General features: G+C 44.6%; 16 protein-coding genes. 8 read left to right on the top strand and 8 right to left on the bottom strand.

Annotated features, from left to right (window positions below; translation table 11 throughout):
- Positions 1-192 precede the first annotated feature (192 nt).
- Entirely contained in the window at positions 193-3879 is a 3687-nt protein-coding gene (gene metH / locus MTX11_RS11120) for a methionine synthase (protein WP_243475122.1), read from the bottom strand.
- A gap of 535 nt (positions 3880-4414) precedes the next feature.
- Between metH and MTX11_RS11115 the strand changes: the two genes are divergently transcribed.
- A complete protein-coding gene (locus tag MTX11_RS11115) occupies positions 4415-6034 on the top strand; it encodes an inorganic phosphate transporter (RefSeq protein ID WP_243475121.1) in 1620 nt (539 codons plus the stop codon).
- A gap of 303 nt (positions 6035-6337) precedes the next feature.
- Here the strand turns inward: MTX11_RS11115 and MTX11_RS11110 are convergent, their stop codons facing one another.
- The gene (locus MTX11_RS11110; protein ID WP_243475120.1) at positions 6338-7879 is read right to left on the bottom strand and encodes a hypothetical protein; all 1542 of its coding nucleotides are present in this window, start codon (positions 7877-7879) and stop codon (positions 6338-6340) included.
- A gap of 219 nt (positions 7880-8098) precedes the next feature.
- Positions 8099-8716 carry a rhomboid family intramembrane serine protease gene (locus tag MTX11_RS11105; RefSeq protein ID WP_004646259.1) on the bottom strand — a complete coding sequence of 206 codons (618 nt, stop codon included), beginning with the start codon at positions 8714-8716 and terminating at the stop codon, positions 8099-8101.
- A gap of 158 nt (positions 8717-8874) precedes the next feature.
- Between MTX11_RS11105 and nfuA the strand changes: the two genes are divergently transcribed.
- Complete coding sequence (gene nfuA / locus MTX11_RS11100; protein WP_044111637.1) at positions 8875-9513, top strand: Fe-S biogenesis protein NfuA; 639 nt, start codon at positions 8875-8877, stop codon at positions 9511-9513.
- Positions 9514-9706: 193 nt separating this feature from the next.
- On the top strand, positions 9707-11770 hold the full coding sequence (locus tag MTX11_RS11095; RefSeq protein ID WP_243475119.1) for a TonB-dependent receptor domain-containing protein: 2064 nt from the start codon (positions 9707-9709) through the stop codon (positions 11768-11770).
- A 44-nt stretch (positions 11771-11814) separates the two neighbouring features.
- On the opposite strand, the gene MTX11_RS11090 is transcribed toward MTX11_RS11095, so the two are convergent.
- Positions 11815-12816, bottom strand: a complete 1002-nt coding sequence (locus MTX11_RS11090) for a hypothetical protein (RefSeq protein WP_243475118.1) — start codon at positions 12814-12816, stop codon at positions 11815-11817.
- A 14-nt stretch (positions 12817-12830) separates the two neighbouring features.
- Positions 12831-13868, bottom strand: coding sequence for an alpha/beta fold hydrolase (locus MTX11_RS11085; protein ID WP_174894593.1), 1038 nt, complete (start codon positions 13866-13868; stop codon positions 12831-12833).
- A 315-nt stretch (positions 13869-14183) separates the two neighbouring features.
- On the opposite strand from MTX11_RS11085, the gene MTX11_RS11080 reads away from it, so the two are divergent.
- Complete coding sequence (locus MTX11_RS11080) at positions 14184-14798, top strand: carbonic anhydrase (RefSeq protein ID WP_004646264.1); 615 nt, start codon at positions 14184-14186, stop codon at positions 14796-14798.
- A gap of 43 nt (positions 14799-14841) precedes the next feature.
- Here the strand turns inward: MTX11_RS11080 and MTX11_RS11075 are convergent, their stop codons facing one another.
- Positions 14842-15471 (bottom strand): arylesterase, encoded by a 630-nt coding sequence (locus MTX11_RS11075; RefSeq protein ID WP_005104662.1) that lies wholly within the window; start codon positions 15469-15471, stop codon positions 14842-14844.
- 11 nt (positions 15472-15482) lie between these two features.
- Here MTX11_RS11075 and MTX11_RS11070 point away from each other — a divergent pair, with 11 nt between their 5' ends.
- Positions 15483-16208, top strand: coding sequence for an ABC transporter ATP-binding protein (locus MTX11_RS11070; RefSeq protein ID WP_191111963.1), 726 nt, complete (start codon positions 15483-15485; stop codon positions 16206-16208).
- A 1-nt stretch (position 16209) separates the two neighbouring features.
- Entirely contained in the window at positions 16210-18702 is a 2493-nt protein-coding gene (locus tag MTX11_RS11065) for an ABC transporter permease (RefSeq protein ID WP_243475117.1), read from the top strand.
- A gap of 32 nt (positions 18703-18734) precedes the next feature.
- On the opposite strand, the gene MTX11_RS11060 is transcribed toward MTX11_RS11065, so the two are convergent.
- A complete protein-coding gene (locus MTX11_RS11060) occupies positions 18735-19553 on the bottom strand; it encodes a rhomboid family intramembrane serine protease (protein WP_243475116.1) in 819 nt (272 codons plus the stop codon).
- 77 nt (positions 19554-19630) lie between these two features.
- On the opposite strand from MTX11_RS11060, the gene mtgA reads away from it, so the two are divergent.
- Both mtgA and ppk1 read left to right on the top strand, forming a co-directional pair.
- Positions 19631-20305, top strand: coding sequence for a monofunctional biosynthetic peptidoglycan transglycosylase (gene mtgA / locus MTX11_RS11055; protein WP_004279409.1), 675 nt, complete (start codon positions 19631-19633; stop codon positions 20303-20305).
- Positions 20306-20416: 111 nt separating this feature from the next.
- Complete coding sequence (gene ppk1 / locus MTX11_RS11050) at positions 20417-22498, top strand: polyphosphate kinase 1 (RefSeq protein ID WP_005246972.1); 2082 nt, start codon at positions 20417-20419, stop codon at positions 22496-22498.
- A 39-nt stretch (positions 22499-22537) separates the two neighbouring features.
- Here the strand turns inward: ppk1 and MTX11_RS11045 are convergent, their stop codons facing one another.
- Positions 22538-23149 (bottom strand): response regulator transcription factor, encoded by a 612-nt coding sequence (locus MTX11_RS11045; protein ID WP_243475115.1) that lies wholly within the window; start codon positions 23147-23149, stop codon positions 22538-22540.
- Positions 23150-23239: the final 90 nt, after the last annotated feature.

Here is a 23239-nt window from a genome sequence, read left to right as displayed (position 1 = left end):
CCATTTCTTGGATCTCCAAAGTTAACGTTACGTTATCTTTAGAGGGAAGTACTGTCCATTATTTTGTCTAGGATCAGGCTCAGGATTTAGGGGGATTAAAAGATTAAAAACAAAAATCCCCTCGATTGAGGGGGATTTTTTATTCGATACGAATGGATTCTTCCCCCTTTGGAAAAGGGGGATCGAGGGGGATTACACCACAGAATCATCCAAATTCGGTGCTAACCAACGTTTCGCTTCATCTAACGTCCAACCTTTACGCTTCGCATAATCTTCCAACTGATCGCCAGAGATTTTACCCACGTTAAAGTATTCAGTTTCAGGGTTCGCATAATAGAAACCGCTGACTGATGAAGGTGGCCACATTGCAAAACTTGTCGTTAAGTACGTACCAATCTTGTCGGTTGTGCCTAACCAGTCAAACAATGGCGCTTTTTCAGAATGTTCAGGACAAGCAGGGTAGCCCGGTGCAGGACGAATGCCGACATATTTCTCTTTGATCAAATCATCATTTGATAAAGCTTCGTCTGCTTGATAACCCCAGAACTCTTTACGAATACGTTGATGTAAATGCTCTGCAAAAGCTTCGGCAAAACGGTCACCCAAGGCTTGAACCATAATTGCATTATAGTCATCACCTTTGGCTTTGTATTCTTGCGAAAGTTCTTCCGCACCGAAGATCGACACCGTAAAGCCGCCCAAGTAATCCTGAGCCACATCTTTTGGTGCAACAAAGTCAGCCAGAGAGTAGTTCGCTTTACCTGTCACTTTGTCAGACTGCTGACGTAAGTGTTCGAAACTGTGAGTTACATTGCCTGTTTCATCCACAACAGCAACTGTATCTGCTGCTACACGGTTTGCAGGATAAATACTAAACGTCGCACGCGCATCGAAACGTTTATTCTCGATGATGTCTTTCAGCATGGCTTGAGCTTGTTCATACAAGTCACGCGCCGCTTCACCCACCACTTCATCTTCAAGGATTTTCGGGAATTTACCCGCCAGGCTCCATGAAATAAAGAACGGTGTCCAGTCAAAATATTCCACCAAAGCTTCAAGCGGATAATTTGTGAAAGTTTCAGATCCAATGAAGTTTGGTTTAACCGGTGCATTTTTGTCGAAGTCGATCTTGAAGCCGTTGTCAACAGATTCTTGATAAGACAATTTCGCTGCTTTCGGTTGCTTGTTCGCAAGACGGGTACGAATTTTTTCATAATCCGCTGCATAGTCAGCCAAAAGTTTTGGTTTCATTTCAGGAGAGAGCAACTGCGTTGCTACACCCACGGCACGCGAAGCATCTGCGGTATAGAGCACGCCATCATTATGGTATTGCGGTGAGATTTTCACTGCGGTATGCGCTTTAGAAGTCGTCGCACCACCAATCATCAGTGGAATGTTAAAGCCTTTACGTTGCATTTCTTTGGCAACAAACACCATTTCATCCAGAGACGGCGTAATCAGACCAGACAAACCGATGATATCGACTTTTTCATCAATCGCAGTTTGTAGAATCTTCTCGCATGGCACCATCACGCCCAGATCCACGATGTCATAACCATTACAGCCTAATACTACACCAACGATGTTCTTACCGATGTCGTGTACGTCACCTTTCACCGTAGCCAGCAGGATTTTACCTTTAGCTTCAGCTTGGGTTTTCTCGGCCTCAATGAACGGGTTCAACCACGCCACAGCCTGTTTCATCACACGTGCTGATTTTACTACTTGCGGCAAGAACATTTTACCGGCACCGAACAGGTCGCCGACCACATTCATACCTGCCATCAATGGGCCTTCGATCACATCGAGTGGGCGTGTAGAGTTTAAACGAGCTTCTTCAGTATCCTGGTCGATATAAGTCGTGATGCCTTTTACCAACGCATATTCAAGACGTTTTTCAACAGACTCATTACGCCACTCAAGATTTTCTTCGGCTTTTTGCGTACCACTTTGACCACGGTATTTTTCAGCAACCGCAAGTAGTTTTTCGGTTGCTTCCTGACCGCTTTCACCCTGGTTCTGGTTTAAAACAACATCTTCAACCGCTTCTTTCAATTCTTTATCGATGTCATCGTAAATCGCCATCTGACCGGCATTTACAATACCCATAGTCATGCCTTGCTGAATGGCATGGTACAGGAACACCGAGTGAATCGCTTCACGTACCGGTTCGTTACCACGGAACGAGAACGATACGTTCGACACACCACCAGAAATCATCGCATTTGGCAGGTTCTGTTTAATCCAGCCAGTCGCTTCAATAAAGTCCACGCCATAGTTGTTGTGTTCTTCAATACCGGTCGCAATCGCAAAGACGTTCGGGTCAAAGATAATATCTTCAGAGGGGAAGCCCACTTCATTCACCAGAACATCATATGAACGCTTACAGATTTCTTTTTTGCGCGCAGCTGTATCGGCCTGACCATCTTCATCAAATGCCATCACGATCACCGCAGCACCATATTGACGGCAGAGGCGGGCACGTTCGACAAACTCGTCATGACCTTCTTTCAGGGAAATCGAGTTCACCACGGCTTTACCTTGCACACATTTCAGGCCTGCTTCGATAATCTCCCATTTAGAAGAATCCAGCATGATGGGTACACGTGAAATATCAGGCTCAGAAGCAATCAGATTCAGGAAATGCACCATCGCACCTTGTGAATCGAGCATACCTTCATCCATGTTGATGTCGATGATCTGCGCACCAGCTTCAACCTGTTGACGGGCAACATCAAGCGCTTCGGCGAAGTTTTCTTCACGAATCAGACGCAGGAATTTTTTCGAACCGGTGACGTTGGTACGTTCACCGACGTTCACAAATAACGAATCTTTGGTGATATTAAATGGTTCTAAACCGCTTAAACGACACGCCGGTTCAATTTCAGGAATCTGGCGAGGGGTAATGCCTGCAACAGCATTTGCAATCGCGCGGATATGATCCGGCGTAGTACCACAGCAACCACCAGTAATATTAATTAAACCGCTTTCTGCAAATTCTTTAATAAATGCGGCAGTTTCTTCCGGCGTTTCATCATATCCACCGAAGGCATTCGGCAAACCAGCGTTTGGATGCGCTGAAACAAAGGTATCGGCAACATCAGACACGGTTTTCACGTGTGGACGCATCGCATCTGCACCCAGCGCACAGTTAAAGCCAATAGATAACGGTTCTGCATGGCGCATCGAGTTCCAGAAGGCTTCAGCGGTTTGACCGGTTAAAGTACGACCTGATGCATCCGTGATCGTACCTGAAATCATGATTGGCAGTTCATAGCCCAATTCTTTAAAGACTTCTTTCACTGCAAAGATGGCAGCTTTGGCATTTAAAGTATCGAACACGGTTTCGATCAGGATGATGTCTGCACCACCTTCGATCAAAGCTTTGGTTGATTCAATATAATCAACTTTTAAAGCATCAAAGGTGATGTTACGGAACGCCGGGTCATTCACGTTTGGAGAAATAGAAGTGGTACGCGATGTCGGACCAATCACACCTGCCACAAAGCGTGGTTTTTCAGGCGTTGAATATTTGGCACAGGCTTCTTTGGCCAGACGCGCTGCTTCACGGTTAATTTCAGGAACCAGATCTTCCATGTGGTAATCCGACATTGAAACGCGGGTACCGTTAAAGGTGTTGGTTTCAATAATGTCGGCACCAGCTTCCAAGTAAGCTTCATGAATGCCTTGAATGATTTGTGGCTGAGTCAGTACCAGCAAATCATTATTACCTTTGAGATCATAGGCCCAGTCAGCAAAACGCTCACCACGATAATCGGCTTCTTCCAGTTTATGGCGCTGGATCATGGTACCCATCGCACCATCGATAATTAAAATTCTTTTGGCAAGAAGTTCTTTTAAAGTGGTAAGTGTAGACATTCAAACTTTCTCAGCAGAAATCAAAAAAAACGACGCTAATCTTAGCAGATTAGTTGGCTGATTTCTGCTGAGATTGCTCAGAATGATGGATAAGCATGATATGAAAATTTGATAAGTCATCTATAAAAACAACAAGTTTTAACATCCGGATCAGAAAATATTGCAATCTCACATCTGATTCGATGTCTTTCAGACAAGAAACAGGATCAGAAAATTAAGCTGATGCTTTCATTCATGAAATTGTCATATTGATGGCTTATGCTGTGCAAATGAAACTTTTGCTTAGCTTGATGACAGTAGGGCTTAAATCGTTTTGGTAGCAAAATATGTTCGGTTATTAAGCTTAAATAAGCTGGAATTTTATCTTAAGTAAATGATTTGTAAAATCAAAATCTAACGTTTTAGTCGGAATTAAACAGGACGAATAGCAGCAAGAAAATCCAAATAATTGCTTCATATGACAGCAGTTTGTCATATAATTGTCACAATTTAACTGAACAATATGGGGATTCTTGAATCCTCTATTCCTGCTTGCATGAATCCTAATCAAATTCCCGTAGATTCAGCACACGGGTCGGCTTCCCAAAAGTCGACCAATGTTCATGTGCCAACACCGAAATTTTTTATGCCGGTGTTCCTGACTCTTATTATCACTACGCTGATTTATATCGGCTTCCAGTTGTCTGCAGATTTAGCGCATGTACCGGCCTTGGGCTTGTATTCAGTTATTTTGTTAGCGACGGCACTTTTTATTGCGTTGAGCTTTGAGTTCGTCAATGGCTTTCACGATACCGCCAATGCTGTGGCCACAGTCATTTATACCAATGCACTTTCAGCTCCTGTCGCAGTGATGTGGGCCGGCTTCTGTAATTTCCTTGGGGTTATGGTCGCCAGTGGTGCGGTCGCTTACGGCATTATTGCGTTATTGCCAGTCGAGCTGATCATGAATGTCGGCTCCGGAGCAGGTTTTGCCATGGTTTTTGCCATGCTGATCGCGGCAATTCTCTGGAATCTGGGAACCTGGTTCCTCGGTATTCCGGCATCCAGTTCACATACCCTGATCGGTTCGATTCTGGGTGTGGGCATCATGAACTATATTCTGAATGCCGGTACTGGCGCTTCAGGTATAGACATGGAACAGGTGATGAAAGTCGGTAAGGCGCTGTTATTCTCGCCTTTAATCGGTTTTGCATTTGCTGCGATTGTGTTCCTGCTGGTGAAAAAAATCTTCAAGCGTCAACTGGAACTGTTCCAGCCACCTGAAGGTAACAAGCCACCGCCACCATTGATTCGTGCCATGCTGATCTTTACCTGTACTGGGGTGAGCTTTGCCCATGGTTCAAATGACGGTCAAAAAGGTATGGGCCTGATCATGCTGATCCTGATCGGCTGTGTACCTTTAGCGTACTCGCTGAACAAGAATCTGGATGCACAACATATTCAGTCTTTTGGTCAGTTATCTGCACAAACAGCGGATGTGATCTATCCAAATCATCAGGACATTCCGGATGAACAAGCCCGTGATGTGATCACCAAGTACATTCAGACCAAGGAAATTACCCCTGAAGTCGTGCCTGCATTGGCAAGCTTGACGGATCATCTGGGTGAAAAAGTTGGTAGCTATACCAGCATTAAGGATGTTCCTGAAGCTCAAGTATCTGAATTCCGTAATGACATGTACCTGAGCACTACAGCATTTAAACGTCTGGATAAAGCAGAAGCTTTACCGGCAATGAGTGCTGCACAGGAAAAAACAGTAGATGAATACCGCGACAATCTGGATTCATTCCTGCAATACATTCCGACCTGGGTGAAAGTGGCGACAGCCTTGGCGCTTGGTCTGGGTACGATGGTCGGCTGGAAGCGTATTGTCGTGACTGTCGGGGAGCGTATTGGTAAACAGCATATGACTTATGGTCAGGGTATGTCTGCCGAACTTGTTGCGATGTCAACCATTGCGGCAGCAGATGGCTTTGGTATGCCGGTATCAACCACCCATGTATTGAACTCTGCAGTAGCAGGTACCATGGTGGCGAACAAGTCAGGTTTGAATTTCCAGATGGTGAAAACAATTCTGTCTGCCTGGGTCTTTACTTTACCAGCAACGATCTGTCTGTCAGGCGGTTTGTATTGGGTACTGTTAAAAGTGTTCTAAAATGATGTGATGTAAAAAACGCTGCTACGGCAGCTTTTTTTTATTGGGTTTTTAAAGTCCTCTCCCTAACCCTCTCCTAGAAAGAGAGGGAATTACATTACTTATTCAAATAGAGAGTTTAAGTTAAATAGTATTCATTTTATTAAAAAACGTTTCTTTAGATGCTTAATACTAATTTGAATCTATTGGGGAAGCTCCCTCTCCCTTAGGGAGATGAGAAGCACTGCTTCGCAAGGGTGAGGGGGATAAACATTAAATAAAAGTTTATCTAACGTAGAACAAGTCTCGAGAGAAGGAACTAAATTACTTCTTCAACTTACTCAATAATCCTTTTGGCAACTTCTCTGTCGCAAAACCATATAAGGCAGCAAAAGGCAGTGCAGTACGCGCCAGATAGGCGACTCGCCACAAACCGCCATGATTCGCACCATGCATCATCAATTCAAGCGGATGGTTTAGCTTCACTTCAGGATTGGCCACCGATTCTGGGTTGCGCAGATCATGAATCCATAGTGCCGCCATAATCGCATTGGTGGTTTCAGGCGCGAAAGCTTCAACATCAAACAGGCTGGCGCCATTGAACGCGGCTTTAAGCAGCGGATTCTTGGTCACAGAATAGGTGGTCGTCGAAGGGGCAATATTGATACTGACACGCTGACCTTGAGCACGCGCCAAGGTAGCACGCCATTGCTGGATACGTTTTGCCAGTGCATAGTTCGGGCCTTGTTCTACTACCAGACAGTCACAGATACCATAAACCTGATCACCAGACTGAATCAGTTCATGCGCATTTTTCTGGAAAAAGTGTTTGCGGCTTAAGGTTGAAACACCTTTAGAAAGGATCGACTGTGCCTTGGAGCGTTCAGTATATTTCACTTTAGAGGCTTCGATTACTTCACTCGGCACCGCATAAACATCGGTCGGCGTACACATGTACATCAGACTGGTATTGGCTTTTTGCTGACTAACATAGTGCATGATGGCATCCATGGCCATGGAGACGCGGACATGCTTTTCACCATCCAGATAAGCAATTGCAGCCAGATCTAGGTCCTGCTCAAACTGTAATAGCCATGTGGCAATTTCAGGAATCTGGGTGAGCAAATTTGCGCCCATTTTTTCTTTTAAAATATCAAGTGAAGTATCAGCAGGCAGGTCTTCAGTACATGGCGCATACAGCGTGGCATTGCCTTGGTTGATGGTATCAACAATCTTGCCCCATACACGGGTATTCGGCAGATCAATCGCTACAATATTGGCTTTCCATTTCGCCAGCCAGGTCAGAGGACCGGCTTCAGATGCTGCACCAAACAGCACCGTGGTTCGATCGGAAAGATCAAACCATTCAGGATGCACCACACATTCACGTAGGGCATTGGCATGACTGGTTTCCACGATGCCTTGGCTTTCCCAGCGCTCAATCTGCTCCAATAAGGCGTCACCTTGCAGCTTTTGACCGTGGTAAGGCACATACCATTCTGGTGCCGATTTGCTATTACCTGTCAGCTTGAAGGTATGCAACTGACCCGCGGGCAGAGTTAAAGCATCTTGTAATACATACTTTTGACCATCACGGTAAAATTCAAAAGTCTGATGTGCTTTTGCCAATCCATCTTCGGCAATTTTCAAGCTGGATTCAGGGGAACTTAATCCTTGCTCGACCAGCTGCTTAAAATGTACTGTGTAGTGTTTGCGCCAGTTTTTTTCTGATTGTGCCTGTTGAGAACTGCATGAATCGACATTGGCTAGCGCTGCCGCGATGATTGCGCGCCCTGCTTTAGAGCTACTTGGTTTTTGTTGCTGAGACTGAAGAGGAAATTGAAGACCGTCTGGTGTAGTGGACATGCAAAATATCTCGAGAATGACAATAATTAATATACATATGTATATATTATCGCTGCAAAATTCAGTCCAAGATTGGCATTAAGTGACATCATGACTTTCTAATATATTACTAGATGTTTCAAACAAATAAGAGAGCAGCAGCTCTCTTATCAATTTTTAGTAGAAATATGAGGTTCAATTCATATATAGCCTCATTCTCTTATCATTAAATAACCCTAATTAAAATGGAACTTGCATCAGTTTATTCAGGAAATGCGGAATCAGGCGTGGCTCCAGAATAATCGTCATGACCACCCCGTAAGCCGCTCCCCATAAATGCGCGCTGTGATTAATGTTGCTATTGCCTTTTTTGCCTGACCAGATGCTATAAGCTACATACAGCACAGCAAAAATAATGGCAGGAACCGGAATGAAGAACACAAAGATCAACTTCCAAGGTTCAAACAGAATATAGGCAAACAGTACAGCCGAGACTGCACCGGAAGCGCCGAGACTGGCCCAGCGCGCATCATTTTTATGCTTCAGGTAACTTGGCAGAATCGCTGCGATCAGACCACCGAGGTAAAACAGGATAAAACCCAGGTCATACAGATATTGACGATAAAAGCTTTCAATCACGCTGCCGAAGAAGAACAGGGTAATCATGTTGAACAACAGATGTGCACCATCCGCATGGATAAAGCCATGCGTAATAAAGCGGTCGTATTGTCCACGTTGCAGTGCCGGCGGCCAGAAAATCAGGCGATTCATCACCGTCTCTTTGGAGAAAGCAATAAATGACACAATACAGGTGATCAGAATAATGGTCACGGTATGATTAAAAGGTAAATCAAGCATATAAATGATTCTAATGGTGCCTATTTGCCAATTATCATGCCATTAAAATTGAGCTAAAGTTGTACTTTTATAATAAATCCGACAATTTTAGTTGATTTTTAAAAATTACCCCGCATCTTCAGTTAAAATGGCCGCTTGAGCTTGAGGAAATTATTGTTATGTCGACTGAGAACAGCAGCACTCCAGTTGTTGGTGAAATTCCCAACTTATTGATTACACCAACAGCACAAGAGTATTTAAAGGATCTACTGGATAAACAGAACACCCCGGGTATTGGTGTGCGTGTTTTTGTAGAGCATCCAGGTACTCCTCGCGCTGAATGTTGCATGGCCTATAGTGCACCTGATGAAGTTGTACCGACAGATTATAAGCAGGAATATCCTGATTTCCCTGCTTTTATCGACTCGCCATCTATTCCGTATTTACTCGATGCCGTGATTGACTACAACAAAGACCGTTTTGGTGGTCAGTTGACCTTCCGTGCGCCGAACTCTAAAGTGCCACGCGTGGGGCCAGATGCATCGGTAGAAGAGCGTATTACCTATGTCTTGCAGTCTGAAATTAACCCGGGTCTGGCAGGCCATGGCGGTAACTGTGCACTGGTTGAAGTCAAAGAAGACCCTGAAAAAGGTTTAACCGCTGTACTTAAATTTGGTGGTGGTTGCCAGGGCTGTTCAGCGATTGATATCACCTTGAAACAAGGCGTAGAAACAACGCTAAAACAGCATATTCCTGAATTGATGAATGTCGTTGATGAAACGGATCATAGTCAGTCTGAAGGTGCGTATATGAAATAAGCTGTTCTATATAACAGTTCATTTATAGCATATAAAAAAACCTCGAACTTTCGAGGTTTTTTTATATCTGGCTTAAAATTTAGTAAATATTAATGATAATAATTATCAATAGCAATTGAATTTGAGTAGAAAGCTGTTACACTTCGCAACCGAATAAACATGATTTCTTCATAAATATTGGGGCGCGCAAGGTATGAATAAGCCATTCTTAAAAACAACTTTGGCATTTGCTGTACTCACAGCCATGGCGGGAAATATATCTGCAGTAGAAGTTGTTGTTCCACAGGCGGAAGCGACTAAATTGCAAACGATTGTGGTGACCGCAACAGGTTATGAACAAGATTTGGCTAAAGCACCAGCTTCCATTACCGTGATTGATCGTGAAGAATTAGATAAACGTGAATACAACGATATTACTGATGTGCTACGTAATACGCCTGGGGTCGTAGTTTCAGGTGCAGGTTCTGCACAGACCATCAGTATTCGAGGCATGAGTTCAAACTACACCTTGTTTCTGGTCGATGGTAAGCGTCAATATGGCAAGGATGTCAATCCGAATGGAGACGATGGTGGTTTTGAGAAAAATATTCTGCCACCTATTTCAGCAATTGAACGTATTGAAGTGATCCGTGGACCAGCTTCTACACTCTATGGTACGGATGCTATGGGCGGGGTAGTCAATATCATTACCAAAAAAGTGTCTGATGAATGGTCTGGTCATGTCGAATTAGGAACCATCATTCAGGACAGTAGCCGTTCAGGTGATATCAAAAATGCTTCTGCATATCTTGCGGGTCCTTTGATTGCAGACAAGCTGGGCTTGCAGCTGGCAGTCAATAAGCAGGAACGTAATGAAGATCATTATGTTGGCGGCTTCCGTGGGACAGAACGTGAAAGCTTAAATTCACGTCTGAGCTATGCCATTAATGATGATCATGATGTACAAGTTGAAGCCAATTTTGTGCAGCAGGAATCAACTACGTCTGTAGGGAAAACGGTAGCACCTGCTCAAGGCGCTGCAGATTCATTCTCGCGTAATTATCGTAATGTTTATTCAGTAACCCATAATGGCCGTTATAGCGATAACTTGGACAGTTCATCTTATATTCAATATGAAAATTCAAAAAATCCGGATCGTGGCAATACTGAACTCGGCACCAAAGGGATTACCCTGGATACCTGGACAGCGAACAGTCAATGGAACTTAGCCTTAGGTGATCATACGCTGTCATTCGGGGGATATCTTAAAGATGAAAAACTGGTCGATAAAGCGACTAACCGTAATCCTAATGCACCTGAATTTAGTGAGTTAACACGTTGGTCTGCTGCTGCTTTCCTTGAAGACACCTGGAGTATTACGGATCATTTCGATTTAACCACCGGCTTACGTTATGACCATGATGAAAACTATAGTGGCCATTTATCACCACGACTGTATGGAGTGTACGCGGTAAATGACAATTTTGTGGTAAAAGGCGGTGTAGCTACGGGGTATAAACAGCCTGATATTCGTGCAGCCACAGAAGGGTTCTATAGCGTCACGGGTGGCGGTGGTTCACCCTTAGCAACAGGCCGTGGCATCATCCGTGCTAATCCAGATTTAGAACCTGAATCAAGTGTATCTACTGAATTGGGTTTCAACTGGAAAAATGATTATATCAATACATCGTTGACTGGCTTTATCACTAAATATGAAGACCGTATAACGGAAGTTCGTGCCTGCGAAACCGATACTGATGGCACAACGACAAACCGTAATAACTGGCAGAACTGGAAATGCTTCGAAGGGGATATTCCATTCTACTTTATTAGTGAACGGATTAATGTAGATGAAGCGGAAATTCGTGGTGTAGAAGCAACGGTAGAAGCCAGTCTGAATGATTACACGACATTGACTGCAAACTATACTTATACTGATTCAGAGTTTAAGTCAGGTGCTTTTAAAGGCCAGCCACTGAACCAGATGCCGGAACACATGTTTAATATTGGTGTGGATTATGAGCTAAATGAGGCACTCAATGTATGGAGCCGCTTGCACCATCGTTCTGAAACCTCTGCTTACTTGAGCCGTACCTCTATGGCTCAGCCAAATCCAGGTTACCAATTTGTAGATGTCGGCTTTAACTATAAATTCAGTCCGAATCTAACAGGTAAATTTGGTGTCTATAACCTACTGGATGAAAAAGCTGAAGATATTGATGGTGATCAACTATTGGATGGTCGTCGTTACGGTATCAGTCTGAATGCAAAATTCTAAGCAAATGACAATATAAAAAAGCCGCTTTATAGCGGCTTTTTTATTTAAATCTTAAGAATTTTCAAAGTATCTGCATGATAATAAAATTGTTCCAGATACATGCGTGCACGCTCACGTAAATGCCGTTGAGAAACCATTTGCTGGATTACCGGGCAGAGCAGATGCTGCAATTCATTCTGAATTAGCGCTTCATCAATATTCAAATCACGTAATAACTGATCAAAAGTATGTTCCTGATTGCGGACATACCAGGTATGAATTCCGTCATGCACTTGCTGCTGCAGATAGTCTGTCTGACGTATGTGATCCCAGATGTCATGCCCTAAGCCGACTGTCTGATTCAGGTCCTGCAGCTCAATATAATTCTTCAAGACCGATACTGGCATGTCCTTGATTTTATGCCAGAGATTGGCCTGAAAATGATAGAGTTTCTCGTCGTCAAAATGCTGGTTCAGTACATGCTCACTCATCTGGCTGAGCTTCAGAATGTTCTTTTGCAGATAACGTGCAATGGTGCTATCGAGGTTGGTATCGGTGACATTTTCCAGAACGGATTTGCCCATTTTCATAAAGCGGGAAACTCCGGGCACGCTTTTGGCAATCATGGAGTTATCCATATAATCCTGAATGGAATGCTGGATCAATTGGGTAATCATGGCTGAAAATGCCGGATTATTCACGACGGTTTTAATCAGACGCTGACGATGGCCACTTTTGCTGGCCACATACTGGGCGATTTTATCGACGGTCAGGACTGGAATCAGATCGGCAATCGTGGTGGTATCATTGGCCGGATGCACCAATGCAAAACGGATATGCTCGGCAATCTGTTCAATCAGAAAGCTGCTGGCTACAGTACCCAGAATCTGTTTTTGTAAAAGCTGATTGATCAGTTCACAGCTCCACAGCTCTTTTAGCGTCTGTTTACGCAGCCACAAATAAAATGCATGAAACTCGCTTTGAATCGTTTCAGATTGAGAAAATGCCTGATCGAGAAAATCAAGTTGAGCATCGATCAACTGCTCAATCATCGGGTGTTTCTGCATAGCATCTCTGAAACTTAATTTAAAGGAATGAGTTTATCAGCAAGCGGGTTTTTTAGGGTCTGCGTCTTGGCCAGAAAAGGCAAATAATGTTGTGCAACCTGTTTTTCTGCTTCAAGAATCGGCATATGCCCGACATTATTTAAAATCACTGGCTTCTCGGCACGTTTCAGCAGGGCATGTAGCTCTTTGACTACTTCGACATTAATGATCCGATCCTGTCTGCCCCACAAAATCAAGGTCGGTGCTTCTACCGTGCGGGTCAGGCGAGCAAAGGTTTCCGGTGTATAAATCCGGTTTAGCATCACCACCTGATCAATCGATTTACTGGTTTGTTCAGCGCGTGAAATCAGCAGTTTTTCCTGTGCATGTCGTAACTGATAAGGAATCACCGGCGGGTTCTGCATCAGCTGTTTGGAAACATCTTGCAGATCACCGGGCTTGCTGACGATGAGATCTTTTAAGGCCTGTGGGTCTTTGGTATAGGACGTATTCCCCATTTTGTAGAGGCCAGCGCTATTGATTAAAAACAGGCTTTGCGTATCGAAAGGGTATTGAGAGGCATAGACTGTGGCAATCGAGCCGCCTAAGGAATGTCCGGCAATATGTAAATTCTCGTCCACATTTAAGGTTTCAATAAATAGACGTAATTGGGACGTCACATTGGGCACAGAAACATCAAAATTGTCCGGAATTTTGGTATCACCGTTGCTTGGCAGATCCGGAATAATGACATGATAATAGGGCGTCAGAAACTGGGCGACCCGGTTCCAGTTGTCGCGCGTGCCGGCCAGACCATGAATCAGTAGAATGGATGGTTTATTCTTGGCACCGCCTTCGCTATAGCTCCAGGTGACCTCGCCAATTTTGAGGGTTTTGGATTTGAGTCCTGCAAGGCTGCGTTCCTGCAACAGATGCTGCTGCAAGACTTTGGCAGATGTTTCATTTTTCTGGCTAAACAGTATTTGAGCATGTGTCAGGCCCGGTAATGCCATGCTTAAGGCAACCACGGCTGAACAAATCATTTTCGAGCGCAATTTTATTATTTTCTTCATTGACCATTCCCCAAAACAAACCCAGTGAGCAAATTGCTCAATCAAAATACTTCCATGTTATAAATTTGCAATTTTCATTCAAATAAAAACATTATTCTTCATTCTATTTTAAATCAATCTTTGCGCTTGTCACCCATTAGTTTTTTGCTGGATTGCATTAAATGGCTAGAAAATGTGATGTATTGCGCATAAATTCTCTGCAGAAATGAAATTAGATAAATGCTAAAAATTTAATCAGCTAAGATTTTTTGCAAGTGACATTCAAAAAAACTGGCAGTAAGATATTCCCACTAAAAACATCGGTGATAGAAAAGAATGCTCACAGCTCAAGAAGCTTTAGAACGTCTTAGACAGGGTAACCAACGTTTTGTCAGTGGCGATACCACGCATCCAAAACAACTTAGCCACCAACAGCGCGCAGAAATGGCAGAGGATCAGAATCCGTTTGCGATTGTTTTGGGATGTTCAGATTCGCGCGTTCCAGCCGAAATGGTTTTTGATCAGGGTCTCGGCGATCTTTTTGTGATTCGTGTTGCAGGTAATATTGTTGCACCTTCACAGGTCGGCAGTGTTGAGTTTGCCGCGGCACGTTATGATTGCGCGATTGTGGTGGTGTTAGGTCACAGTCACTGTGGTGCGATTAAAGCCACCATTGATACCTTGATGTGCCCGGATTGCCCGCCATCGGCAAACCTGATGTCGATTGTGAACCGCGTACGCCCTTCAGTTGAAACCTTAATGCAGACTGAACTGAAAAATGACTTGGCAAAATTGTCCAAGCATGCAGTACGTTCCAACGTATTTGCTTCGGTGAATCAGTTGCGTCACGGTTCAGCCGTTCTGGAAAACCTGATTGGACAAGGAAAACTAAAAGTCGTGGGTGCTGAATATTCACTGGAAACTGGTGAAGTGACATTCTTCGATTTCTAATCACGATTCATCTAAATATATTCTAAAATAAGTTAAAGGCGCTTTATAAAGCGCCTTTAATGTATGGATAAGCATTATTTAACAGGATTGTCTGTGCTTTAGCATTTGGATGAATCAGATCCTTTTGCATCAATGTTTTATTACCGGCGACACCCTGCATAAAGAAGGGCAATAACTTCACCTTATATTGCTGACTCACCACTTTATAATTATTTTCAAAAGCCTTGCTATAGGCCTGCCCGTAATTCGGCGGCATTTTTATGCCAAAGACGATGACCTTGGCCTTGGCTTTCTGGCTCTGCTGAATCAGGCTGGCTAAATTTTTTTGAATCATTTGCGGTGGTTGTCCACGTAAGCCATCATTGCCACCTAACTCAATCACCACAAGGTCTGGACGATGCGTCTGCAATAGCTTTGGCAGTCTGGCCAGCGCTCCGCTGGTGGTTTCGCCACTGACACTTGCATTGACCACTTTATGCTGTTTCGGATACTGTTGCTCTAAACGCTTTTGTAATAAATGTACCCAACCTTGCTGGGGCTGGATACCATAACCTGCACTTAAACTATCACCTAAAATCATAATCGTCTTTGCTGAAACCCCAAGAGGTAACAGGCACAGACTGAGCAAAAAAAAGTAAGGCAATAGCCGAGTTTTCTGATTAAGATCTTTCATATAGGACACGTATGATTCAAAGCAGCAACGATTCGACCATCATGCCACAGGCTATTATTTCTGCCCAGAAATTGACACAAAAGATACAACTTTCACAAAAACAGCTCACCATTTTTGAGGATCTTGATCTGGATATTCAGGCCGGAGAACAAGTGGCAATTACCGGTCGTTCCGGTTCCGGAAAATCCACATTACTGGGTATTCTGGCGACACTGGATCAGGCAAGTTCAGGTCAGCTTATGGTCTGTGGCGAATCAGTGTCTAACTTGAATGAAGAACAACGTGCACTGGTACGTTTAAGAAATATCGGGTTTGTCTTTCAGTCTTTTCAGCTCTTACCGCACCTGACTGCACTTGAAAATGTAATGCTGCCATTACGTTTGCAACCTGGTTTTAAATATGCAGAAGCTGAGCAAAAGGCGTTGGCATTACTACATAAAGTTGGTCTGGATCGACAGACGCAGCAAACCCCAAAAGTATTGTCCGGGGGAGAGCAGCAACGTGTAGCCATCGCTCGTGCACTGGTTAGTGAACCAAAAATCATTTTTGCCGATGAACCCACGGGTAACCTCGACGGCGAAACTGCCAAAGAAATTGAACAACTACTCTTTCAACTGAATCGGGAACTGGGGACGACTTTGGTGCTGGTCACGCATGACCGCAAACTAGCGCAGCAGTGCCAGCGGCATTTTGAATTGCTGAATGGCGAGCTGATTGAACATCCGAGTGGAGGATGAAATGAATCCGTTATTTCGTCCTTTACTGACGCAAAGCTTTAAAACGACCGGGATTTATCTGCTGATTATTGCCTTAACGCTGGCAATTAGCGCGACCACTGCACTTAAATTTAGTAATGAGCAGATCCAAAATGCAGTCGCCTTGCAGGCAGCAGAAATGCTGGCCGGTGATCTGGTGCTTTCAGATAATGAGCCTTTGCCGGAGCAGTGGCGTGATCAGGCCAAGCAGTTGGATTTAAAGCAGTCAAACGTCACTTTCTTTAGCAGTATGGCCTATACCGATGCGCAGTTTGTCATGGTCAATGTCAAAGCCATAGATCAGCCTTTTCCTTTGCGTGGTGAACTGCGGGTGCAACCGGCAAAAAAATCGATTCAGTCTGGTGAAATCTGGCTCAGTCCACGAGCCATGGATTTGCTCAAAGTCAAACTGGGGGATCAGCTCAATATTGCCGATGCGGCGTTTAAAGTCACCGCCAAGATTGAACAGGACTCCAATCAGGAACTTGGATTTTCCGGATTTTCGCCGACCGTAATTATTTCCCAGGCAGATGTCGCACGAACCAATGCGATTCAGGTAGGGAGCCGGATTGAATATCGCTTACTCATGGCTGGCCGTCCAGACGATACCCAACAATATGAAGCCTTATTCAAGCAGCAGGTCAAGTCAGCAAACGGCTCGGCTGAAACGCCAGCGGAAGTGCAAGGGCAGGAGTTTGAGGAGCAAAGCAGTCTCAGGTTACGCAATGCCAGTGAAGGCAATACCCGCTTGATGAAGCCAATCGCCAATCTGGACACTTTCCTGCAACTGGCCAATATTCTGACCATTCTATTATGCGGGATTGCCATAGCCTTAACCGCACAGCGTTATGTGCAGCAGAATCAGGATAATATTGCCTTGATGCGTTGTATCGGTGCCACCAAGCAGCAGATTCTGTCGGCTTATCTGGCTTTACTCGGGATGGTGCTGTTAATTGCGATGCTAATTGGTACCGTGGTCGGGATCAGTCTGGGTTATGGACTGTTGCAATTGATGTTGCAGCTGATTCCAAATTTGCAGATTGAATTTTCAGCCCTGGCAATGTTGCTCGGACCATTGCCAGTCGCGATGCTGACCAGTGCCGTGGTGTTACTCGGCTTTGTCATGCCAAGCTTGTTGCAATTGCTGAATACCCCGCCAATTCGGGTGATCCGCCAGCAGGAAAAATCAGTGCAATCCATGCTGTGGATGCTGCTGACTGGAACGCTCAGCCTGATTATTTTTAGTGTGATTTTGACTGAAAACTTGCTGCTGACCGCCTGGGTGATTGGCGCGATTATTGTGTTATGTGCAGTGCTGTATCTGACGGTATGGGGGATGTTGAAACTGCTGCGGAATATGAAGTTGAATCTGTCAGCCTATGTACGCACACCTTCTCAGATTGCTTTGCAGATTACGGCTTTAGCCTTGGGCTTGAGCCTGATTACAGTATTGGCAGTCTTGCGTACTGATCTGCTGGATCGCTGGCAGCAACAGTTACCGGAAGGTACGCCGAACCAGTTTGTTTATGGTTTACCGCCTTTTGATATGCCAGACCTGAAAGCTCAACTTGAGCAGAATGGCTGGAAAAGCACGCCACTGTATCCAAATGTCCGTGGGCGTCTGGTCGCCAAAAATGATCAGCCTTTTGCCGAGGAACTGGTGAAAAGCAGCAATACCTTAAGACGTGAACTGAATCTGACCCAGTCAAATAGCTATCCACAAGATAATGTGATTGTCAGTGGTGACGCGGTATTAAAACAAGTCGGCACCGTATCGGTCGAAGTCAATACTGCCGAAGAGCTAGGGATCAAGATCGGAGATAAACTCAGTTTCAGTCTGCCAGAAGGGATACTGGAAGCTAAAGTCGTTAATCTAAGAACCGTCGAATGGGAAAGTTTTAGCCCGAATTTCTTCTTTATCTTTGCACCGAATAGCATGGATGCCAATGCCGGCAGTTATCTGGGCAGTTTTTATGTCCCGGAAACAGATAAAGGCAAACTGGTCCCTGTGATCCAGCAATTTTCCAACACGGTCTTTATTGATGTCAGCCTGATTCTGGAAGAGATCAAACGCATTGTGAATGTGCTGGTGCAAATCGTGACGATTCTGGCGGTACTGGTCAGCATTTCCGGTTTTCTGGTGCTGATGGCCTGTTTGAACCTGTTGATGGATGAACGCAAACGTGAAGTGGCTTTGCTACGATCATTCGGTAGTTCCAAGCAGAAACTGAAAACCATGATGAGTCTGGAAATTGGTTTTATCGGACTGTTTGCCGGAATTGTTTCCTGCCTATTTGCCGAAGTGATCAGCGCGATTGCCAGCTATAAAATGGATTTGATGATTCAGCCACATTGGGAAATCTGGATTATCCTACCAATCTTTATGACCGCTTTATGTGCGCTGATTGGCCGTTATCGCCTGAGTTATCTGTCAGAGATTCCGCCCTTACAAAGCTTGCGCGAGATGAATCAATAAGATTCATCTCCGTGGTTTTAACTGGCTGAGAGTTAAAGTTTTAATTGCTGTTGCATCATTTCCAGAATCTCTTGCCACAGTGGGCGAATGGGTTCGAGTAAGGCCAAGTTATGTTGATAAAGCAGCACACAAATGCCGAAACCGACAAGCAGGGCAATCAGATTGAACAGATGGCTACGCTGCATTTTTTGACCGATGTACCAGAGCAAGGTGAGAAAAGCCCCCATCAGCATGCCGCCAATATGTGCGGCATTGTTGATTCCGCTGATCATAAAACCCAGCGCGAGGTTTAGGCCCATCACCATCACTAGGGTTTTTTTATCCAGAATAAAACGTTGCTGTGGCAGCATTGGCAATAAGGCCAGCACCGTCAGTGAAGCCCCGAGTCCCATCACGGCACCGGATGCGCCGGCACTGACTGCAGGCAATAAATCGGGATTGGCCACACCGCCTTCAATCAGGTTATAGCTGTCTTGAATATTCATATAGCCACTGAGCAGGCTGCCCATTAATCCGGCACACACATACAGGCCAATAAAATACATCCGGCCAAACAGTTGTTCGGCAACACTACCAAAAATATACAAGGCCCACATATTCAACATCAGGTGAATCAGGCCAAAATGAAAAAACATGCTGCTAAACAAGCGCATGGGTTCCGCTAAATAGGTTAAAGGTGCATAATCGGCACCCCAGAGAATAGCGTCTCGGGTACTCGGCTGGCTAACATCCATGCCATGCATGGCTTGCCAGCCAAATAATCCAACATTGATCCCGATTAAAATGGCGGTGATCCACCAGAGATGCATTTCAAGTTTGCGATGTTCGACAGGGGGAGAGTATTCAGACATGCTATTTTTTTGCTGTGATTGTATATTTCGAATAAGCTTAACACGAAAAATTAAATTTTCAGGAGTAACGCACTGACATGAAAGCCTTTCTGATCCGCACGATGCTCGTCATCGTCAGTGTGATTCTGCTGGTTCAATTGTGGATCTTTGCCAGTCTGGCCTGGTGGCGAACCAATCCGGTGAACACCACCATGATGATGCGGATTGATTACTGGACAGAACCTTCCAAAGCGATTCAGCATCAATGGCGTCCCTATGACGAAATCAGCCTGAATCTGAAACGTGCCATCGTCACTGCGGAAGATGGAAAATTTATTCATCACCATGGTTTTGACTGGGACGGAATTCAAACTGCGCTGAATAAAAACAGAAATCAGGGCCGTGTAGTGGCCGGTGGTTCGACAATCTCCCAGCAATTGGCGAAAAACCTGTTCCTCGTCAACAAGCGTTCCTTTGTGCGTAAAGGTCAGGAAGCAGTCGCGACCTGGATGATGGAACGCATGTGGTCGAAAGAAAGAATTCTGGAAGTCTATTTAAACTCGATCGAGTTCGGGGATAATATCTACGGCGTTGAAGCAGCGGCCAAACATTATTTCGGTAAAACCGCACAAAGCCTGACCCGCGATCAAGCCATCTTTCTGGCTGCCATTTTGACCAATCCGAAATATTTCCAGGATCATCGCAATTCCTCTGCATTAAATGCTCGTAAGCGGATGATTCAGCGCTATATGCGTTATGCAGAATTACCTTAATTGATGATTTGAAGAGAAAGCCCAATTATTTGGGCTTTTTTTATGAAATTGTCATCAATTTGAAGCATACTTGGAGGGATAAGCACAATTTTAAATCCGCATAGGTTTGATATGAATACGGCAGCCAGCACAACTTCAGCACAGCCCGAATATACATATAATGATCGTTATATTAATCGCGAACTGTCTATCCTAGACTTCCATTTACGTGTCCTGGAACAGGCTGTCGATCCTTTACATCCATTGCTCGAACGCATGAATTTCCTGTTGATTTTCTCGCGTAATCTGGACGAGTTTTTTGAAATCCGGGTCGCAGGAATGATGGAACAGCTGGATCTGGATAATGAAAGTCGGAGTCCGGATGGCTTGACTCCAAAGCAGGTTTTAGAACAGATTTCTAAAACAGCACATGCCGCCATTGAACGCCAGTACCGTATTTTAAATGAAGAAATTTTGCCAAAACTGCGTGAGGAAGATATTTGCTTCTTGCGCCGTGGTGAGCTGACTCCGGCACAATCTGCCTGGATTAAAAAATATTTTCAGGAGCAAGTGGCGCCGGTTCTCACGCCGATCAGCCTGGACCCTGCGCATCCATTCCCACGGTTGGTGAATAAATCACTGAACTTTATTGTCACATTGGAAGGGAAAGATGCTTTTGGCCGTCAGATTGATCTGGCTGTGGTACCCGCACCGCGTTCACTGCCACGCGTGGTACGTTTACCGGATGAACTGACCGATGGAAAAGAACATCATGTGATGCTGTCGGCGATTATTCATGAGCATGTGTCTGATCTGTTCCCGGGGATGACGGCGACTGGCTGTTATCAGTTCCGTGTTACCCGAAATGCCGATTTAGCCTTGAATGAAGATGTTGAAGATCTAGCCAAGGCACTCAAAGGCGAACTCAGTTCACGCCGTTTTGGCCGCGCCGTGCGTCTGGAAGTGACAGAAAATTGTCCGCAGCATATTTATGAATATCTACTGAATGAATTTGATCTGGACGACGAGCAGCTTTATAAAGTCGCGGGCCCGGTCAATCTGGCACGTTTGCTATCTAACTTTAAACGTCCGCATTTACGTTATGACTCGCATACTCCCATTATTCCTAAAGTACTGAAAAAATCTGAAAATATTTTTAGTGCGATGCAGAAACAGGATATTTTGCTGCACCATCCTTTTGAATCTTTTGCGCCGGTCATTTCATTATTACGTGAAGCGGCACGCGATCCGCAAGTGCTGGCGATCAAGCAAACCTTGTACCGCAGTGGGCCAGATTCTGAAATTGTGCAGGTACTGGCTGAAGCTGCCCGCAATGGCAAGGAAGTCACCGCAGTGATTGAATTGCGTGCACGTTTTGATGAAGAATCCAATATTGCGGTGGCCAATGTCCTGCAAGAAGCGGGTGCGGTCGTGGTCTACGGCATTGTTGGTTACAAGACTCACGCCAAGATGATTCTGGTGGTGCGCCGGGAAAATAACAAACTGGTGCGCTATGTGCATCTGGGTACCGGTAATTATCATGCCGGCAATGCACGAATCTATACCGATTATGGTCTATTAACGACAGATAAAGATCTGTGTGAAGATGTGCATCGTATTTTCCAGGAATTGACCGGTATGGGGAAAATGGCCAAGCTGAAAAAGCTGCTACATGCGCCATTTACCTTGCATGCCCAGTTACTTAACTATATCGATAATGAAATTGCCTATGCTCAAGCAGGGAAACCGGCGCAGATTATTGTCAAAGTCAATGCACTGACCGAAATGCAATTGATTAACAAACTCTATGAGGCTTCTCAGGCCGGGGTACAGATTGACCTGATTATCCGCTCAATTTGCAGTTTGCGTCCGGGGTTGCCGGGTCTGTCGGAAAATATCCGGGTGCGTTCAATTGTCGGGCGTTTCCTGGAACATACCCGCGTGTATTATTTCAGCAATAATGGCAATTCACGTATTTACTGTTCAAGTGCAGACTGGATGGATCGTAACCTGTTTAATCGGGTCGAGGCCTGTTTCCCGGTCGAAGATGAAGCCTTGAAAAAACGCATCTATCAACAAGGTCTGTTGAATTACTTGAAAGACAATCAGCAATCCTGGTTATTGCAAGGTGATGGTACTTGGCTGCGGGCACAGCCCAAAGAAGGTGAAAAACCGCATAATGCACAACGTATTCTGTTAGAGCTGTTTAAATAAGTTTAAGTATTTAAAGAGGCTGAATATTCAGCCTCTTTTTTATTTCGAACATACAATTGAACTGTTCAAGCTGAGTCTGAACAGTTTTCGATAGATGTATTTGACCCGGCTATATATCTGATAGTTCTTCATCTGGAGCTGATCTTGTCGTTCGGTTTGCGATTGATGTTGACTCAATACTTTTAATAACTGCAATTCAGCGAAGTTGAGACAGGTTTTGGCAATGGGCTGGTGCAGGATATAGTCTGCCAATTCAGTATTGACGTAAGCTCCACCGCGCAAGACAGTTTTCAGACTTTCAGCAAACTCGGAAAATGAATTCTGATGCTGCATATAGCTATCTGCTCCGGACAATAAAGCAGAATAGATCAGTGCTGTGGAATGAGTATTGAATATGGCAATAACAGGTGTATCTGGGCTTTGCTGTTTCAGCTGATGAATCAAACTGATCTCTGAAGTTGTTGCTGCATGATAGAGAATCAGGTTGGGTCGATGTTCAGTAATCATGGATTGTGCAGACAGCATATTGTCCGCATACAGCAGCATATCTGGCTGATAGCCCAGTTGCAGCAGCACGGTCTGGATTTTTGACAGGTCGAGTCCAGTCGGTGAACGAATCACTAAAACTGGTGCAGGCAAGAGGCTAGCCAATAAAACACGATCCTGTAGATGCTGATAGAGAGCTATACTGTGAATCAGGCAAATGCAAATGCCTATCCCAAAGAATAGGGATTTAGCTGA

Origin of the sequence: Acinetobacter lwoffii, assembly GCF_022809915.1 — a bacterium.
Classification (GTDB): domain Bacteria; phylum Pseudomonadota; class Gammaproteobacteria; order Pseudomonadales; family Moraxellaceae; genus Acinetobacter; species Acinetobacter lwoffii_M.
Note: the sequence above shows the minus strand (reverse complement) of the source record. Positions and strands in the feature narration are given on the sequence as shown.

Excerpts from the sequence above, each read along its gene's own strand:
- metH (WP_243475122.1), bottom strand. The coding sequence starts at position 3,879 with ATGTCTACACTTACCACTTTAAAAGAACTTCTTGCCAAAAGAATTTTA.
- MTX11_RS11115 (WP_243475121.1), top strand. The coding sequence starts at position 4,415 with ATGAATCCTAATCAAATTCCCGTAGATTCAGCACACGGGTCGGCTTCC.
- MTX11_RS11110 (WP_243475120.1), bottom strand. The coding sequence starts at position 7,879 with ATGTCCACTACACCAGACGGTCTTCAATTTCCTCTTCAGTCTCAGCAA.
- MTX11_RS11105 (WP_004646259.1), bottom strand. The coding sequence starts at position 8,716 with ATGCTTGATTTACCTTTTAATCATACCGTGACCATTATTCTGATCACC.
- nfuA (WP_044111637.1), top strand. The coding sequence starts at position 8,875 with ATGTCGACTGAGAACAGCAGCACTCCAGTTGTTGGTGAAATTCCCAAC.
- MTX11_RS11095 (WP_243475119.1), top strand. The coding sequence starts at position 9,707 with ATGAATAAGCCATTCTTAAAAACAACTTTGGCATTTGCTGTACTCACA.
- MTX11_RS11090 (WP_243475118.1), bottom strand. The coding sequence starts at position 12,816 with ATGCAGAAACACCCGATGATTGAGCAGTTGATCGATGCTCAACTTGAT.
- MTX11_RS11085 (WP_174894593.1), bottom strand. The coding sequence starts at position 13,868 with ATGAAGAAAATAATAAAATTGCGCTCGAAAATGATTTGTTCAGCCGTG.
- MTX11_RS11080 (WP_004646264.1), top strand. The coding sequence starts at position 14,184 with ATGCTCACAGCTCAAGAAGCTTTAGAACGTCTTAGACAGGGTAACCAA.
- MTX11_RS11075 (WP_005104662.1), bottom strand. The coding sequence starts at position 15,471 with ATGAAAGATCTTAATCAGAAAACTCGGCTATTGCCTTACTTTTTTTTG.
- MTX11_RS11070 (WP_191111963.1), top strand. The coding sequence starts at position 15,483 with ATGATTCAAAGCAGCAACGATTCGACCATCATGCCACAGGCTATTATT.
- MTX11_RS11065 (WP_243475117.1), top strand. The coding sequence starts at position 16,210 with ATGAATCCGTTATTTCGTCCTTTACTGACGCAAAGCTTTAAAACGACC.
- MTX11_RS11060 (WP_243475116.1), bottom strand. The coding sequence starts at position 19,553 with ATGTCTGAATACTCTCCCCCTGTCGAACATCGCAAACTTGAAATGCAT.
- mtgA (WP_004279409.1), top strand. The coding sequence starts at position 19,631 with ATGAAAGCCTTTCTGATCCGCACGATGCTCGTCATCGTCAGTGTGATT.
- ppk1 (WP_005246972.1), top strand. The coding sequence starts at position 20,417 with ATGAATACGGCAGCCAGCACAACTTCAGCACAGCCCGAATATACATAT.